At 73.4% G+C, this 15610-nt stretch carries 11 protein-coding genes; 5 read left to right on the forward strand and 6 right to left on the reverse strand.

Annotation, left to right across the window (positions count from 1 at the left end; translation table 11 throughout):
• Window positions 1-3: 3 nt before the first annotated feature.
• From ACIBQX_RS12725 to ACIBQX_RS12740, 4 genes are read right to left on the reverse strand one after another with little or no spacing between them, the layout of a single operon-like run.
• A complete protein-coding gene (locus ACIBQX_RS12725; protein ID WP_397003637.1) occupies window positions 4-1227 on the reverse strand; it encodes an acyltransferase in 1224 nt (407 codons plus the stop codon).
• The gene (locus ACIBQX_RS12730; protein WP_397003639.1) at window positions 1224-1643 is read right to left on the reverse strand and encodes a DUF1707 domain-containing protein; all 420 of its coding nucleotides are present in this window, start codon (window positions 1641-1643) and stop codon (window positions 1224-1226) included. Before ACIBQX_RS12730 ends, ACIBQX_RS12725 begins: the two co-directional genes overlap by 4 nt.
• A 33-nt stretch (window positions 1644-1676) precedes the next feature.
• Window positions 1677-2354, reverse strand: a complete 678-nt coding sequence (locus ACIBQX_RS12735) for a phosphotransferase (protein ID WP_397003641.1) — start codon at window positions 2352-2354, stop codon at window positions 1677-1679.
• A 10-nt stretch (window positions 2355-2364) separates the two neighbouring features.
• A complete protein-coding gene (locus ACIBQX_RS12740) occupies window positions 2365-2697 on the reverse strand; it encodes a hypothetical protein (RefSeq protein WP_397003895.1) in 333 nt (110 codons plus the stop codon).
• Here ACIBQX_RS12740 and ACIBQX_RS12745 point away from each other — a divergent pair.
• The 5 genes from ACIBQX_RS12745 to ACIBQX_RS12765 all read left to right on the forward strand — a co-directional run bounded on the left by ACIBQX_RS12745 (window position 2620) and on the right by ACIBQX_RS12765 (window position 14178).
• A complete protein-coding gene (locus ACIBQX_RS12745) occupies window positions 2620-3363 on the forward strand; it encodes an ABC transporter ATP-binding protein (RefSeq protein WP_397003879.1) in 744 nt (247 codons plus the stop codon). The genes ACIBQX_RS12740 and ACIBQX_RS12745 overlap by 78 nt on opposite strands.
• A complete protein-coding gene (locus ACIBQX_RS12750; protein WP_397003643.1) occupies window positions 3353-4162 on the forward strand; it encodes an ABC transporter permease in 810 nt (269 codons plus the stop codon). The genes ACIBQX_RS12745 and ACIBQX_RS12750 overlap by 11 nt, the downstream gene beginning before the upstream one ends.
• An 87-nt stretch (window positions 4163-4249) precedes the next feature.
• Complete coding sequence (locus ACIBQX_RS12755; protein WP_397003645.1) at window positions 4250-8968, forward strand: SDR family NAD(P)-dependent oxidoreductase; 4719 nt, start codon at window positions 4250-4252, stop codon at window positions 8966-8968.
• Between the two features lie 197 nt (window positions 8969-9165).
• Window positions 9166-13017: an SDR family NAD(P)-dependent oxidoreductase gene (locus tag ACIBQX_RS12760; RefSeq protein WP_397003647.1), complete on the forward strand. Its 3852-nt coding sequence runs from the start codon at window positions 9166-9168 to the stop codon at window positions 13015-13017.
• A 3-nt stretch (window positions 13018-13020) separates the two neighbouring features.
• A complete protein-coding gene (locus ACIBQX_RS12765; RefSeq protein ID WP_397003649.1) occupies window positions 13021-14178 on the forward strand; it encodes an acyl-CoA dehydrogenase family protein in 1158 nt (385 codons plus the stop codon).
• Here ACIBQX_RS12765 and ACIBQX_RS12770 read toward each other — a convergent pair.
• Entirely contained in the window at window positions 14141-14818 is a 678-nt protein-coding gene (locus ACIBQX_RS12770; protein ID WP_397003651.1) for a 4'-phosphopantetheinyl transferase family protein, read from the reverse strand. The genes ACIBQX_RS12765 and ACIBQX_RS12770 overlap by 38 nt on opposite strands.
• Window positions 14809-15603, reverse strand: coding sequence for a thioesterase II family protein (locus ACIBQX_RS12775; protein ID WP_397003653.1), 795 nt, complete (start codon window positions 15601-15603; stop codon window positions 14809-14811). Before ACIBQX_RS12775 ends, ACIBQX_RS12770 begins: the two co-directional genes overlap by 10 nt.
• Between the last annotated feature and the right edge of the window lie 7 nt (window positions 15604-15610).

Genomic DNA, 15610 nt, shown 5'->3' on the forward strand with positions numbered 1-15610 from the left:
CCGTCAGTGGCCGTCGCGCATGCCGAACAGGAAGCGGGTGATCCGGGTGCGCCGTACCAGCAGGTCGTAGGCGGCGACGGTGAGCAGGAGGGAGGCCGCCACGATCAGCGGGTACTTGACCGCGATCGGCGCGTCCAGCCTGACCACCCCGTACGCGACCGCGACCACGACCGGCTGGTGCAGGATGTACAGCGGCAGCACGGCCGCCGCCAGGTAGGCGTACACCCTGCGGCGGGCGCCGGGGCGCGGGGGCGAGGCGCTGGGGGCGGCGGCGCGGCGGTCGAGCAGGCCGAGGATCGCGACCAGCACCGACCACCCCGCCGCGCCGTACATCGCCCGCGCGATGATCGCCTGGAGCGTCATGTCGGTGAAGGGGTCGCCCCCGGCGAGCAGGAACAGCGGGAACCCGACCAGGAGCAGCGCCAGGCCGGCGAGGGCGGCCGGCCGCGCGTCGCGGCGCATCGCGGCCCGGAAGCCGGCGTCGGCGGCGAACACGAAGCCGTAGCAGAAGAACAGCAGGTAGGCCCAGCGGCTCCACCCGGCGTACTCCTCCTCCAGCCCGGCCAGCGCGCACAGCAGCGACACCGGTACGGCGGGCAGCAGCGCCGCGCCCCGGTGGGCCGCCGCGGCGACGAGCCGGTCGCCGATCCGGCGGGCGCCGGCCGCGGGGAACCAGCGCACCACGGGCGCGAGCATGAGGGCGAACACCAGCAACAGCACCATGAACCACAGGTGCCCGGTCTCGAAGTGCTCGCCCTGCAGCACGAAGGGGTATTCGGCCAGGTCGAGCCGCACGTCGAAGAAGCGCGGCAGGAAGGCCGGGTAGGACTCGTGGTAGCCGGGATCGGCCCGCAGCCGTAGCCACTGCGGCAGCGGGGCGAGGGCGAGCGTGCCGAAGACCAGCGGCACGCCGAGCCGCAGCAGCCGCTCGGCGGCGAAGCCCGCCGGGCCGCGGCGGCGCAGGGAGTGCCAGGCGCCGAGGCCCGCGATGAGGAAGAGCATCGGCATCGCCCACACCACCCCGAGCGCGGACAGCACGAACGTCGCGCCCGTGGTCTCGGCGTTGCGCACGTAGAAGTCGTCGTCGGCGGCGAAGACCAGCGCGGAGTGGAAGAACACCAGCCCGACGACCACCAGCACCCGGATGGAGTCCAGCTCGCTCCGGCGGGTGGCGGGGGCCGGGCCGGTTTCTTCCGGGGACGCGGCCGGGCGCGGGTCGACGATCATCGGCCGGGGGCTTCGCGGCGGCGCGCGGCCACCACGGTCACGATGAGCAGGACGAGCCCCGGACCGAGCAGGTCCTTGGGCCAGAACTCCAGCGGGCAGGCCGCCTGGACGCTCGCCACCACCCAGCTCACCACCCCGATGGCGGCGGCCGCGCCCCACACCGCCCAGCCCAGCCTGAGCCAGCGGGGCACCGCGGCCGGAAGCGGCGCGACCATCCCGGTAGCCGCCGGGGCGGCGGGCGGCAGATCCGCCGTCAGGTGGTCCAGCTCGCGGCGGGTCACGGCCTGGAAGGCCAGGCCCAGCCGGTCGTCGAACTCGGTGAAGTCGAGGGAGCCGTCCTCCACCGCCAGGCGGAGCCTGCGGGCGGCGGACTCCCGGTCGCCGTCCGATGCCCGTACCTCGGGCTGTTCGTCCATCGTGCTCCCCCCTCTGTCAGCGGTGCTCAACGGTCATCCGGCGGCCTCGTGCCGCTCGCCGGCCAGGAAGGCGTCGATCGCGCTCTGCTCCGCCGGATCGACGGGGCGGTCCGCGCGCCACCGTTCGGCGATAACGGGCAGATACGGTCGCGCGGCGTCGATGTCGGAGCCGGCCGTGAACCCGCCGACCATGTCCTGCCGCCACTGTGGCCCCGGCGCCTCGGGCACGGGGGCGGTGGCCAGGATGAGCCAGGTGCAGGCCACGTCCGCGGCCGGCGCGCCCCTGGCGGCGTTGGCCCAGTCGACGACCCGCGGCCCGTCACCGGTGCTGATCACGTTGGCCGGGTGCAGGTCCAGGTGGAGCAGGCGGTTGCCGGGGCAGCCCTCGGCCGCCTGGAGCCAGCCGGGCGCGCGTACGGCCGCCAGTGCCCGCAGCAGCTCGGCCAGGAGCCGGCCGTACTCCGCGACGTCGCCGGGCCGCTGGAGCGCCAGATCCTTCAGGCTCGGCCCCTCCAGACGTTCCATCAGGAGGTCGGGCCCGTCGGCGTCGAAGACCTCCGGCGTGGGGAACCCGTGCCTGCGCGCGTGCCGCATGACGGACGCCTCGCGCTCCAGACTGCGGCCGTCGCGCGAGCGCTTGACGACCTTGCCGGCGCCCGCCTCGAAGACGAGGCAGTCGAGCCCGGATGCGATCAAAGTACCCACGCGCATATTTGTCAGATTAGGCAGTAAGGATGTCCGACCGGAATGGAAGGCCATTGGCCGCTTTTTCCCGCAACTTGTTGCCACCGGCCACATGGGAGTTCATCGCTATCGTATGGAGAACATCGCGCATATCGGCATTATTCAATTGCGAATGTGTGGCATCCGAGGAGGTGACACATTGCTGGTGGTAACCGATCTCGTCAAACGGTACGGCACAGTACAAGCGCTTGACGGATTCTCGCTGAACGTCGCGGCCGGTGAAATCGTCGGGCTGGTCGGGCACAATGGCGCGGGCAAGACGACCTTTGTGGAAATCGTGTCCGACCTGATCCGCCCGGACAGCGGTCACGTGACCATCGACGGCAGACCGCCGTCCGCCACGCGCGGGCAGGTCGGCGTCGCGCCCCAGCACATCGCGCTCTACCCCTCCGTCACGGTGCGCGAGCACCTGGAGCTCTACGGCAGGCTCGCCGGGCTGCGACCGGCCGCGCTGCAGGCGGCCATCGACGACCTCGCCGGCATCCTGCGGCTCTCCGAGATCATGGACAGGAGGACCGGGAAGCTCTCCGGCGGCCAGCAACGGCGCACCCAGGCCGCGACCGCGCTCGTCCACCGGCCGGCGCTGCTGCTGCTCGACGAGCCGACCGCGGGCGCGGACCTGGAGACCCGGCAGGCCATGCTCGACGTGGTCAAACAGCGAGCGGGCGAGGGCGCGGCCGTCGTCTACACCACCCACTACCTGCCCGAACTGACCGAGCTGCAGGCCACGATCGCGGTGGCGCAGAACGGCCGGGTCATCGCCAGGGGCACCTACGAGGAGCTGGCCAAGGATCTGCCGGGCGAGGTGCGGGTCGTCCTGGAGGACGAGGAAGAGATCGTCATGTCCACCACCGAGCCCACCGCGACCCTGGTGGACCTGCTGGGCCGCCTCGACCGCCCGATCAGCTCGGTCGAGGTGCGCCACCCGTCCCTGGACGACCTCTACAACTCCCTGGCGGTCCACCATGCTCGCTGACACCACGCTCGCTGACACCCGGCCACGCGCGCCACGCGCGGCGGGCGCGTTCGACGCGCTCTACCGGATCGCCGCCGTGGCCAGGCACAACATGATCATCCGGTTGCGCGACCCGGGGCAGGCGATCAGCTACATCGTCATGCCGATGGTGCTCATGCTGGTCCTCAAGCCTCTCTACGTGCGGGCGGTGGACGGCGGCGCGGCCCAGGTGTCCACCGGCCTCATGGTGATGTTCTCGGTGTTCGCGATCTCCCTGGCGGGCAACGCGATCCTGTCCGAGCGCACCTGGCGCACCTGGGACCGGCTGCGGGTGAGCAAGGCCGCCTCCGCGGAGCTGCTGCTGGGCAAGATCCTGCCGATCTTCGTGATCATGGTGGTGCAGCAGTCGGTGCTCCTGATCTACGGCGTCCTGGTCATCGGGCTGCCGGTGCCGGGCGCGCCGCACTACGTGCTGCTGGCGATCGTGATCTGGGCCTTCGCCCTGCTCTCGCTCGGCGCGCTGCTCGCCGCGATCGTGCGCAGCCACGGCGAGCTGAGCGTGATCTGCGACGTGGGAGCGCTGACCATCAGCTCGCTGGGCGGCGCCCTGGTGCCGCTCAGCATCATGCCCGAGTGGGCGCAGATGACCGCGTACGTCTCGCCCGGCTACTGGGCGCTGACCCTGATGCAGTCCGCGGTACGCGGCGACCTGGCCGGGATGCTGCCGTCCGCCGGGGTCCTGCTGGCGCTGGGCCTGCTGGCGGGCGCGTTCGCGGCCCGGCGGCTGGCGCGCGGCTGGGGCCGCGGCGGGCTGATCTGAGGCGGGGCAAGCGCGGAGCAGGCCTGGAGCAGGCCTGGAGCAGGCGCGGAGTAAGCAATGGCGACTTCAGTGAAGAGGGGCACGTCGATGGATGAGCAGCGACCACCGGGCGCGGAAGAGGTGGCGATCATCGGGATGGCCGGTCGCTTCCCCGGCGCGGCCGATGTCGAGACGTTCTGGCGCAACATCAGCACCGGTGTGGAGTCCTTCACGCGGTTCTCCGACGAGGAGCTGACCGCCGCCGGGGTCGACCCGGCGACCTTCCAGCAGCCCAACTACGTACGGTCCCGGCCGATCCTCGACGACATCCGGGGCTTCGACGCCGGGTTCTTCGGCTACAACCCGCGCGAGGCGACGCTGGCCGACCCCCAGCAGCGCATCTTCCTGGAGTGTGTGTGGGAGGCGCTGGAGTCGGCCGGGTACGCCGCCTCCACGGGCCGCGGCGACGTCGGCGTGTTCGCCGGCATGAACATCAGCGGCTACCTGCTGACCCGCCTGCGGGCCTTCACCATGGGCATCGACACCTCCGCCCTGATGATCGGCAACGACAAGGACTCGCTGGCCACGAACGTCTCCTTCCGGCTGGACCTCGGCGGGCCGAGCGTCACCGTGCAGACGTTCTGCTCCACGTCCCTGGTGGCGGTGCACCTGGCGAGCGAGAGCCTGCGCCGCGGCGAGTGCGACATGGCGCTGGCCGGCGGCGTGTCCGTGCGCATCCCGGACCGCACCGGCTACCTGTGGGAGGAGGGCGGGCAGGAGTCCCCCGACGGGCATGTGCGGACCTTCGACGCCCAGGGCCGGGGCAGCATGTTCGGCGACGGCGCGGCCGTCGTCGTGCTCAAGCGCCTGTCCGACGCGGTGGCCGACCGCGACACCGTGCTCGCCGTGATCCGAGCCTCGGCCATCAACAACGACGGCGCGATGAAGTTCAGCTACCTGGCGCCCAGCATCGACGGCCAGCGCCGCTGCGTCTCCGCCGCCCTCGCCAAGGCGGGCGTGGATCCGTCGGAGATCTCGTACGTCGAGGCGCACGGCACCGCCACCGAGGTCGGCGACCCCATGGAGGTGGCGGCGCTGAGCCGGGCCTTCGGCGCGACCAAGGACAAGCAGTACTGCGTGCTCGGCTCGATCAAGCCCAACGTCGGCCACCTCGACCGGGCCTCCGGCGTGACCGGCCTGATCAAGGTGGTCCAGTCGCTGCGGCACGAGCTCATCCCGGGGACCCTGCACTACAACAAGCCGAACCCCGAGATCGACTTCGCCGGCAGCCCGTTCCGGGTCACCGCCGAGACCACCCCCTGGCGATCGGACCCCGACCGGCCGCGCATCGCCGGCATCAGCTCGCTCGGCATGGGCGGCACCAACGCGCACGCCATCGTCACCGAGGCGCCCCGGCCCGCCGAGCGCCGCGCGCGCTCGCGCCGCCGGCAGATCCTGCCGGTCTCGGCGCGCTCCGCGGCCGCCGCCGACCAGGCCTGCGCCAGGCTCGCCGGACGGCTGGCCGACTCCTCCGACGACCTCGGCGACGTGGCCTTCACGCTGCAGGCCGGGCGCAAGGTCTTCAACCACCGCCGGTTCGTGGTGGCCGACTCCACCGGCGAGGCCGCGGCCCGGCTCGCCGACCCGGCGGGGCCGCTGGGGCGCAACGACGCGACGACGGGCCGGAAGGTGGGCTTCCTGATCGCCGGGGTGGGCGAGCAGTACCCCGGCATGGTGGCCTCCCTGTACGCGTCGGAGCCGGGCTTCCGCGCCGACGTGGACGAGTGCCTGACCGTGCTCGGCCTCACCGAGGCCGCCCAGCTGTCCGACGTGTTCGTGCCCGTGGAGCGCGCCCAGGCCCCAGCGGGTGACCTGGCCGGGTTGCTCGGCCGGGCCGCGCCCGCCGGGCCCGCGTCCACGACCGACGCCCACCTGGTCCAGCCGGCCATCTTCGTGGCGGAGTACGCGCTGGCCCGCCAGCTCGTCCGCTGGGGCGTGCACCCGGAGATCATGATCGGCTACAGCCTCGGCGAGTACGTCGCCGCGTGCCTGGCCGGCGTGCTGTCCCTGCCCGACGCGCTGCGGCTGGTCGCCTACCGCGCCAAGCTGATCACCTCACAGCCCGAGGGCGCGATGATCGCGATCTCCGCCGACGAGCGCCGGCTGCGCGTGGTGCTGGGCGAGCCGATCACCCGCGACCTCGACGTCGCCGTACGCACCGGCTCGCAGGTGGTGCTCGCGGGCCCCACCGAGATCGTGGAGGCGGCTGCCGCGCTGCTGCTGGAGGCGCGGATCGGCCACCGCAGGCTGGAGACCACGCACGCCTTCCACTCCCGGATGCTGACGGCCGTCGCTGAGGAGCTGACCACCTGGATCAAGGACAACGTCACGCTGCGCCCGCCCGAACTGCCTTACCTCAGCAACGTCACCGGCGAACTCGCCACCGCCGAGCTGGTCGGCGACCCCGGCTACTGGGCCAGGCACATGTGCGAGACGGTCGAGTTCGGCGCCGGGCTGGGCCACGTGCTCGGCATCGCCGATCTGGCCCTGGCCGAGATCGGCCCCGGGCAGTCGCTCGGCGCGCTGACCCGCGGTCACCCCGGCTGCGACCGCGCCCAGTGGCCGCTGATCGTGACCACGCTCCCGGCCGCCAACGACCCGCAGGACGCCGACACCGCGCTGGCCACCGCCGTCGGCAAGCTCTGGCTGACCGGCGTGCCGATCGACTGGGCGGCGCTGCACGACGACCCGGGCTGGACGCCGGGCCGCGTGCCGCTGCCGACCTACCCGTTCGAGCACCAGGAATACTGGCTGGAGATCGACGAGAGCGCCCTGGGCTCCGGGACACCGGCGTTCGACGAGAGCGACCCGACGAGCATCGCCAAGGCGTACCCCCGGCTGCCCGACACCCGCTGGATCCACCTGCCGACCTGGCGGCAGACCACCCTCCGGCCGGCCCGCGCCGACGAGGCCACCCGCTGGCTGGTCTACACCGACGCCGGGTTCGCCGACACGCTGGCCGCGCCGCTGCTGACCCACCTGGCGGCCGCCGGCCACGAGGTCGTGCTGGTCCGACCCGGCGAGGGCTTCGAGAGCGGCCCCGACGGCTTCCGGCTGCGGCCGGGCTCACCGGACGACACCCTGGCGGCGCTGCGCGAACTGGCTGGCCGCGACTGGTTCCCCGAGCGGGTCGTGCACCTGTGGACGGCGGACGACGCGCCGCCGCGCCCGGAGGACCCGCCGACCGAGGAGTGCCTGCGGCGTGGCCTGCACGCCCTGGTGGCGCTGGCCCGCGCCGCCGGCGACCTCGGCCTGCCCGGCTGGACGCTGGACATCGTCACCGCCGGCAGCCACCGGGTGCACCCCGGCGAGGCGGTGCACGCCGAGCGCGGCACCCTGCTCGGCCCCACCCGGCTGATCCCGGTGGAGTACCCGAAGGTCAGGACCCGGCTGATCGACCTCGACACGCGAGCCGGCGGCGCGCCCTCGGCGCTGCTGGCCGAGCTGCGCGCCGAGCCCGAGGACCAGGTCGTCGCGCTGCGCGGCGGCCACCGCTGGATCCCCGACTACGAGGCGCTGGACGCCTCGGTGATCGAGGCGGCACCCCCCGCCGCGAGCGTCCGGCAGGGCGGCGTGTACCTGGTGACCGGCGGTCTCGGCGGCATCGGCCTGGCGATGGCCGAGCGGCTGGCCGAGGACTACCGGGCCCGCCTGGTGCTGCTGGGCCGTACGCCGGTCCCGCCGCGCGACCAGTGGGACCAGATCCTGAACTCGGAGACCGCCGTGGGCGAGGTCCGCAGGCGGCTGGAGGGCCTGCGCCGCCTGGAGGCGGCCGGCATCGAGGTGCTGACCGTCGCCGGCGACGTCTCCCGCGCCGAGGACGTACGCCGCGCGGTCGACGCCGCGATCGAGCGGTTCGGCGAGCTGAACGGCGTGCTGCACTGCGCCGGAGTGCCCGCCGTCGGCCTGATGCAGTTCAAGACCGTCGCCGACATGGACCGGGTGCTGGCCCCCAAGGTCGGCGGCACCCTCGCCCTCGCGGAGGTGCTGCGCGAGGTGCCGGTGGACTTCCTGGCGCTGTTCTCCTCCACCACCTCGGCGACGGGCGGCGGCGCGGGCCAGGTCGACTACTGCGCCGCGAACGCCTTCCTGGACAGCTTCGCGCTGGCCGACGCGCTGCCCGGCGTGGCCGTCACCTCCATCGACTGGTGCGAGTGGACCTACAACGGGTGGACCGACGGCCTGGACAACTACGACGAGGGCTCCAAGCAGTACTTCGAGTGGTACCGCGAGAACTTCGGCCTCACCTTCGACCAGGGCTGGCAGACACTGCTGCGGGTGCTGGCCAGCGGCGAGCGGCACGTGGTGGCCTCCACCCAGGACTTCGCCCCCATGGTGGCGATGAGCCGCAAGTCCTCCATCGAGAGCCACCAGGCGACGGTGAAGAAGCTCCGCGACGCGTTCGGACGGCACCCGAGGCCGGACCTGTCGACCGCGTACGTCGAGCCGCAGTCGCCCGCCGAGGAGGCCATCGCCGGCGTCTGGTCCGAGGCGCTCGGCCTGGAACAGGTCGGCGTGCACGACAACTTCTTCGAGCTCGGCGGCAACTCACTGCTCGGCATGGAGATCATCGCCGAGGTCCGGCGGGCGCTGGAGCTGCCGTACCTGCCCCCGCACATCCTCTACCAGGCGCCCACGATCGCCTCCCTCGCCGAGGCGGCCCGGGCGGGCCAGGAGGCGGGCGAGGAGCCGGCCGAGGCGCGCGAACAGCAGCGATCCCGCATCGCCCAGCGACGCAACATGCTCAAGAGCGGAAGGACGTCTTGACATTCTCCCCGTCGTAGAACGCGGGCCGGCCCGGCGGCGAGGACGTTCTTCGCAGCGTTCACGTCCCTGTCGTGGGTCGCGCCGCAGGCCGAGCCGACGACTCCACATAAGAATCCTGCGCATGTTCGATCCCGCGGCACTGTTCCGCGTTTCTTCCCGGCCCTGAAGGAACGGGGCTTCACGCTCAAGGAGATTCGATGACTGAAACCGACTACGACTCGGCGGTCGCGCTGATCGGCATGTCCGGACGCTTCCCCGGCGCCGGCAGCGTCGCGGATCTGTGGCGCAACCTGCTGGCCGGGGTCAGGGGCCTGCGTACGATCACCGACGAGGAGCTGCGCGAGGCGGGCGTCGACCCGGGGACCATGGCGGACCCGCGGTACGTCCGCGTCGGCGGGCCGCTGGACGGCCTGGACACCTTCGACGCCGCCGTCTTCGGGGTCAACCCGCGCGAGGCGGAGATGATGGACCCGCAGCACCGGCTGTTCCTGGAATGCTCGTGGGAGGCCCTGGAGGGCGCCGGCTACTGCCCGACGGACGTGCCGGGCCAGGTCGCGGTGTTCGGCGGCTGCGGCTTCCCCGACTACATCGTGCGGAACATCCGGCACCTCACCGCCCAGCCGGGCGGGGCGCTGCTGGCGGCGATCGGCAACGAGCGTGACTCGCTGGCCTCGCTGGTCTCCTACAAGCTGGGTCTGCGCGGGCCTGCCGTGTCGGTGCAGACGTTCTGCTCGACCTCGCTGGTGTCGGTGCACCTGGCCTGCCAGAGCCTGCTGACCTACGAGTGCGACATAGCGGTGGCGGGCGGCGCGTTCACGCCGCTCCCCCAGCCGTCCGGCTACCTGTACGAACAGGGCGGCATCCTGTCGCCCGACGGGGTGGTCCGCAGCTTCGACGCCGAGGCGGGCGGCACCGTGATGGGCAGCGGCGCGGGCGCGGTCGCGCTCAAGCGGATGTCCGACGCGCTCGCCGACGGTGACGTCATCCACGCGGTGATCCTCGGCTCGGCGTCCAACAACGACGGCCGGCTGCGCGCGGGCTACACCGCGCCCGGTGTGGACGGCCAGGCCGAGGTGATCGATTCGGCGCTCGGCGTGGCCGGGGTCAAGCCGGAGACCGTCGGTTACGTCGAGTGTCACGCCACGGGCACCATGCTGGGCGACTCCATCGAGCTGGCGGCGATGAACCGGGTGTTCACCCAGGCTCGCGACACTCCGTGCGTGCTCGGGTCGGTCAAGCCGAGCCTGGGTCACCTCGACCGCGCCTCCGGCGTCACCGGGCTGATGCGGGCGGCGCTCAACCTCAAGCACGAGGTGCTGCCCGGCACGCCCGGCTACGAGACGCCGAACCCGGCGCTGGCCACCGCGCACGACCGCTTCACCGTCCTGCGGGAGGACCGGGCCTGGCCCGCGGGACCGCATCCGCGCCGCGCCGGGGTCAGCTCGTTCGGGCTCGGCGGCACCAACGCGCACGTCGTGCTGGAGCAGGCCCCGCCGAGGCCGGCCCGCCCGGCGCGGCCCGGCCCGCACCTGCTGGTGTTCTCCGCCGCCGACGACCGGGCGCTGACGGCGCTCACCGAGCGGCTCCGCACCCATCTGGGAGATGCGGACGGCGCCGAGGACTTCGCGGACGTGGCGTTCACGCTGCAGGTCTCCCGCAGCGGCTTCGCGCTGCGGCGGGCGGTGGTGTGCCGGGACCGCGAGGACGCCATCGCCGCGCTCGGCGACTCCTCGCGCTGGATCGACGGCAAGACCCAGCGGCGCAACCCCAAGGTACGGCTGGCCGTACCGGACTCCGGTGTGCCCGACGGGTGGTGGGCCGAGCTGCACGCGGCCGTCAAGGCCGTCCTCCGCCCGGGTTCGCACGCGCCCGTCGACGCCGTCCTCCGCCCGGGCTCGCACGCGGCCGTCGATGCCGTACAGGACGCGGCCGGGCGTGCGGAGGCGCTCACCGCGCTGGCCGACGGCCTGCGCGGGATCGGCGTGACCGTCACCGGCGAGGAGGACGGCGCCGAGACGGTCACCGTCGCGCCGGAGGAGGGCACCGCCGCCGCCGAGTGGCTGCTCGCCACCGTGGCGCGGCTCTGGCTGGCCGGCAGCGCGATCGACTGGACGCCGCTGCACGGCGGCGCGGGACGCCGGGTGGAGCTGCCGACCTACCCGTTCCAGCGGCGCAGGTACTGGGTCAACCCGCCGGAGGACCAGGCGCAGCCGCAGCTGGGCGCCGGCAAGACCTTCGACCGGGCGCAGTGGACGTACCTGCCGGGCTGGCGGCAGCGCCCGCTGACCGTCACCGGCCTGGACGAGCGGCTGCGCGAGGCCGGGCCGTGGCTGGTGTTCGCCGCCGACCCGCGCGCCGAGAAGCTGGTCGAGCGGCTGGTCGAGGCCGGGGCCGAGGTGACGGCCGTGCGTCCCGGCGACCGCTTCGAGCAGGACGACGCCGGTGACTACACGGTCCGGGTCGGCACCGCCGATGACATCGCCGAGGTGATGTTCTCCCTGGTGGCGGCGCCGCGCGCGATCGTGCACGGTTTCAGCCTGGCCGCCGCCGAGGCTGACCCCGGCGCGGACCCGGTGGCGCACTTCGCCGCCGAGCAGCGGCGCGGCTTCTACTCGGTGCTGGCGCTGGCCAGGGAGCTGATCGACAACACCGGCTCGGCCCCCCGCGCCGAGCTGGTCCTGCTCACCCCCGAGGCGGTGAGCGTGGCCGGGGCCGACCTGCGCCACCCCGAGCACTCCACCCTCGGGACGCTCGCGCCGAGCCTGGCCCAGGAGAACCCGCGGCTGCGCTGCCGCGCCATCGACGTGGACGACGAGGCCGACGCCGCCCGCATCCTGGCGGCGGCCGTCTGCCCGTACGAGGGGCCGGTGGCGATCCGCGCCGGCGAGACCTGGGTGCGGCACTACGAGCAGTACCCGATCGAGGCGCCGGCGCAGGAGGAGCGGCCGTTCCGCGACGGCGACACCGTACTCATCACCGGCGGCCTCGGCGACGTCGGCCTGGTCTTGTCCCGGCACCTGGCCGGCGCGTACGGCTGCCGCCTGGTCCTCACCGCGCGCAGCGAGCTGCCGCCCCGGCAGGACTGGGACGGCTACCTCGCCGCCACGCCGCCCGGCGGGGAGCGCGCTGCCCGGCACATCCGCAACATCAGGGACCTGGAGGAGCGCGGCGCCACGGTGCTCGCCCTGTCCGCCGACGTGGCGGACGAGGACGCGATGCGGGCCGTGGTCGAGCAGGCGGTGGCCCGCTTCGGCGGCATCGACGTGGCGGTGCACGGCGCGGGCGTGCAGGACGGGGCGTACTTCAACTTCGCCCATCTCATGGACCGGCAGCAGTGCGAGGCGCACCTGGCCGCCAAGGTGACCGGGTTCCACGTGCTGCAGAAGGTGCTCGGCGGCCACTGCCCGGATCGCCGGATCACGCTGTCGTCGATCGCGGCCGTGCTCGGCGGGATGACGCTGGCGCCGTACGCGGCCGCCAACGCCGCGCTGGACGCCTACGTGCGGGTCGCCCGCGCGGCGGGCCGGGGCCGATGGGTCACCGTCGACTGGGACACCTGGAACATCGACCCCGACCGGGTCGAGGGGCACAGCGGCGCGGTCATCGACTTCGCGATGGCGCCCGCCGAGGGTGTGGACGTGTTCGAGCGGGCGCTGTCGGCCGCCGACCGGGTCGGGCACCTGGTGATCTCCACCGGCTCGCTGGACGGCCGGGTGGCGCAGTGGGTCACCGGCGACATCCACGAGGCCGGGGACGAGGCCGACGACCAGGAGCGGCACCCGCGTCCCGAGCTGAACAACCCCTACGTCGAGCCGCGCGAGGGGACCGAGGCCACGCTCGCCGCGATCTGGTCGCGGGTGCTCGCCATCGAGCCGATCGGCGCGCTGGACAACTTCTTCGAGCTGGGCGGGCACTCGCTGCTGGCGATCGAGCTGACCACCCGCATCCGCAAGGCGCTGAACGCCTCCGTGCCGGTGACCGGACTCCTGGAGTGCCCGACGGTGCGCCAGCTCGCCGAGCTGCTCGACTCCCGCGACGAGGAGGGCTGAGCGATGAACCGTCCCGAGCATCTGCGGGCCCTGCAGGGTTTCGTCCGCCGCGAGCTGACCGGCAGGGACGCCTACCTGGACTCGCTGGCCGAGGCGCCGCTGCCGCTCTATGAGCGGTTCGCCGACACCGGGCTGTCCGGCTGGTGGCTGCCCGAGGAGTACGGCGGGCTGGGTCTCGGTCTGGAGGAGAGCGTCCGCATCGTCTCCGAGCTGGCCTACGCCGACGCCGGTGTGGCCTTCACCCTGTTCATCCCGGTGCTGACCACGAGCATGGTCCAGTGGTACGGCGGCGAGGAGCTGCGCAAGGAGCACCTCGGCGGGCTGGCCGCCGGCGGCTTCGCCGCCACGCTGGGCAGCGAGCACGCCGCGGGCAGCGAACTGGCCAGGATCGGCACGACCGCGGGGCGCGAGGGCGACATGATCGTCCTGGACGGGCAGAAGGCGTTCTCCACCAACACCGGCTTCGCGAAGTTCCTCGTGGTGATCGCGCGCGCCGAGGACGACCCGTCGGGCTACCTGGCGGTGCTGGTGCCGGGCGACGCGCCCGGCGTCACGGTGGACAAGCGCTGGGACGTGATCGGGCTGCGCTCCTCGGCGACCTACCAGGTGTCGCTGTCCGGCGTCCGCGTCCCGGCCGGCAACGTGCTGCGCGGGAACGGGCTGCGCCTGCTGGAGATCGGGCTGAACGCCAGCCGGGTGCTGATCGCCACGACGGCGCTGGGCATCGCCCGCCGCATCCGGGACGTGTGCATGGAGTACGGCAAGTCCAAGTCGGTCAAGGGCGCGCCGCTGTCGGCGAACGCGGTCTTCGCCGGCCGGCTCGGCCAGTTCGAGATGCAGATCGAGGTCATGACGAACCAGTGCCTGGCCGCCGCGCGCGCCTACGACGCCATCGCGGCCCGGCCCGACGCGGGCGAGGAGTTCATGCGGGTGGGCACGCTGAAGTCCGCTCTCACCACGAAGATGTTCTGCGGCCAGACCGGCTGGCAGATCGCCTCGACGGCGTCGGAGATGTTCGGCGGCCTCGGCTACACCCACGAGGCGGTGATCGGCAAGCTGCTGCGCGACATGAGGTACGTGTCGATCGTGGAGGGCGGCGACGACGTGCTGCGCGATCTGGTCTTCAGCCGGTACGTGGTGCCGGTGTCGAAGCGGTCGTGACCAGCGCGGCGGCGTAGCCGGGGGCGACGTCCAGCCAGCGGACCGGGGCCCGGGAGCCGGGGAGGGAGCGGGAGACCGCGCTCCCTCCCCGGCTCTGTTCGCAGGTGGCGGCGGCCGGGCGTACCAGGACGTCGCGCAGACCGGCCAGCCCGGCCCCGCTCGCCTTGACGTACGCCTCCTTGGCCGTCCACAGCCGGAAGTACTCCCCCAGGCCCGCCTCGCGCACCCTCGCGGCCTCCTCGGGCTGGTACATCCGCCTGGCCATCTCCAGGTGGTCGAGGTCGGCGCGGACGCGTTCGACGTCGACGCCCACCCGTGTGCCCGGCGCGGCCACCGCGATCAGCGCCCACTCCGCCGAATGGGACAGGTTGAAGTCGGGCCGCGGCCGTCCCGCCGGGGGCAGCAGGCACGGGCGGCCCGACTCCTCGGCGCCGAAGGCGAGCCGGGCGGCGGGGACGCCGCACAGCCGGCCGAGGACGTGGCGCAGGGCGGCGTGGGCGGCCACGTACCGGCGCCGGGCGAGGGGGTCCGCGAAGGCGGCGGCCTTGTCGCGTTCGGCGCCGGACAGGCAGTGCCACCGCCCCGGCCCCCCTGCCCGCTCCGGCCGGTCCAGGTGGACCCGCCACAGCCTCACGCCCATGGGCGCAGCGCCTCCGCCACGATCGCGCGGGTGCGGTCCGCCTGCTCGAACACCGCGAAGTGGCCGCCGTCGAACGGGTGCAGCGCGAACGCGCCCGCGGTCTGCTCCCGCCAGGCCGCCACCTTCTCCGGCGCCACCCGCGGGTCGGAGCCGCTGGGCAGCACCGAGATCGGCACGGCCAGCGGCGGCTCCGGCGTGTAGCCGTAGCTCTCCTTGACGGTGAAGTCGGCCTGCACGGCCGGCAGGATCATCTCCAGCGCCCCCGGGTCGGCCAGCAGCCACTCCGGCGTGCCGCCCAGGTCGCGCAGGAGCCCCACCACTTCCTTCCTGGACATCCCGCGCACCGGCGGCCCGTCCTCGTAGGTGACGTGCGGGGCGTCGGAGCCGGAGACGAACAGGTGCACCGGCTCCGGGCCGCCGCGCCGCCTGACCTCCCTGACCAGCTCGAAGGCCACGAGGCCGCCGAGGCTGTGCCCGTACAGGGCGTACCTGTGCCCGGCGGCGGACTGCGCCACGTCGGCGAGCACCGCGTCGGCCAGGTCGGAGACCAGCGGCTCCATCCGCAGGTAGGGCGGCTCCCGGTGCCGGCTCTCCCTGCCGGGGAGCTGCACCGGCTGCACCGCGATGCCCGGCAGTTTGCCCTGCCACAGCCGGAACGCCGACGCCGCGCCGCCCGCGTGCGGCAGGCAGTACAGCGGCAGCGCGCCCGGCTCGGCGCCGGTCAGGGCCCGGAACGGCAGCCATTGGGTCAGCAGGGCGTCGCTTGTCTCGTCGTAGACGGTCATCTCGGTC

The sequence above is a fragment of the Nonomuraea sp. NPDC049714 genome (assembly GCF_044465295.1).
Lineage (GTDB): Bacteria > Actinomycetota > Actinomycetes > Streptosporangiales > Streptosporangiaceae > Nonomuraea.

Bases quoted from the DNA above. Each gene is read 5' to 3' on its own strand.
- ACIBQX_RS12760 (WP_397003647.1), top strand. From the start codon at position 9,166: ATGACTGAAACCGACTACGACTCGGCGGTCGCGCTGATCGGCATGTCC.
- ACIBQX_RS12770 (WP_397003651.1), bottom strand. From the start codon at position 14,818: ATGGGCGTGAGGCTGTGGCGGGTCCACCTGGACCGGCCGGAGCGGGCA.
- ACIBQX_RS12765 (WP_397003649.1), top strand. From the start codon at position 13,021: ATGAACCGTCCCGAGCATCTGCGGGCCCTGCAGGGTTTCGTCCGCCGC.
- ACIBQX_RS12750 (WP_397003643.1), top strand. From the start codon at position 3,353: ATGCTCGCTGACACCACGCTCGCTGACACCCGGCCACGCGCGCCACGC.
- ACIBQX_RS12775 (WP_397003653.1), bottom strand. From the start codon at position 15,603: ATGACCGTCTACGACGAGACAAGCGACGCCCTGCTGACCCAATGGCTG.
- ACIBQX_RS12735 (WP_397003641.1), bottom strand. From the start codon at position 2,354: ATGCGCGTGGGTACTTTGATCGCATCCGGGCTCGACTGCCTCGTCTTC.
- ACIBQX_RS12755 (WP_397003645.1), top strand. From the start codon at position 4,250: ATGGATGAGCAGCGACCACCGGGCGCGGAAGAGGTGGCGATCATCGGG.
- ACIBQX_RS12725 (WP_397003637.1), bottom strand. From the start codon at position 1,227: ATGATCGTCGACCCGCGCCCGGCCGCGTCCCCGGAAGAAACCGGCCCG.
- ACIBQX_RS12730 (WP_397003639.1), bottom strand. From the start codon at position 1,643: ATGGACGAACAGCCCGAGGTACGGGCATCGGACGGCGACCGGGAGTCC.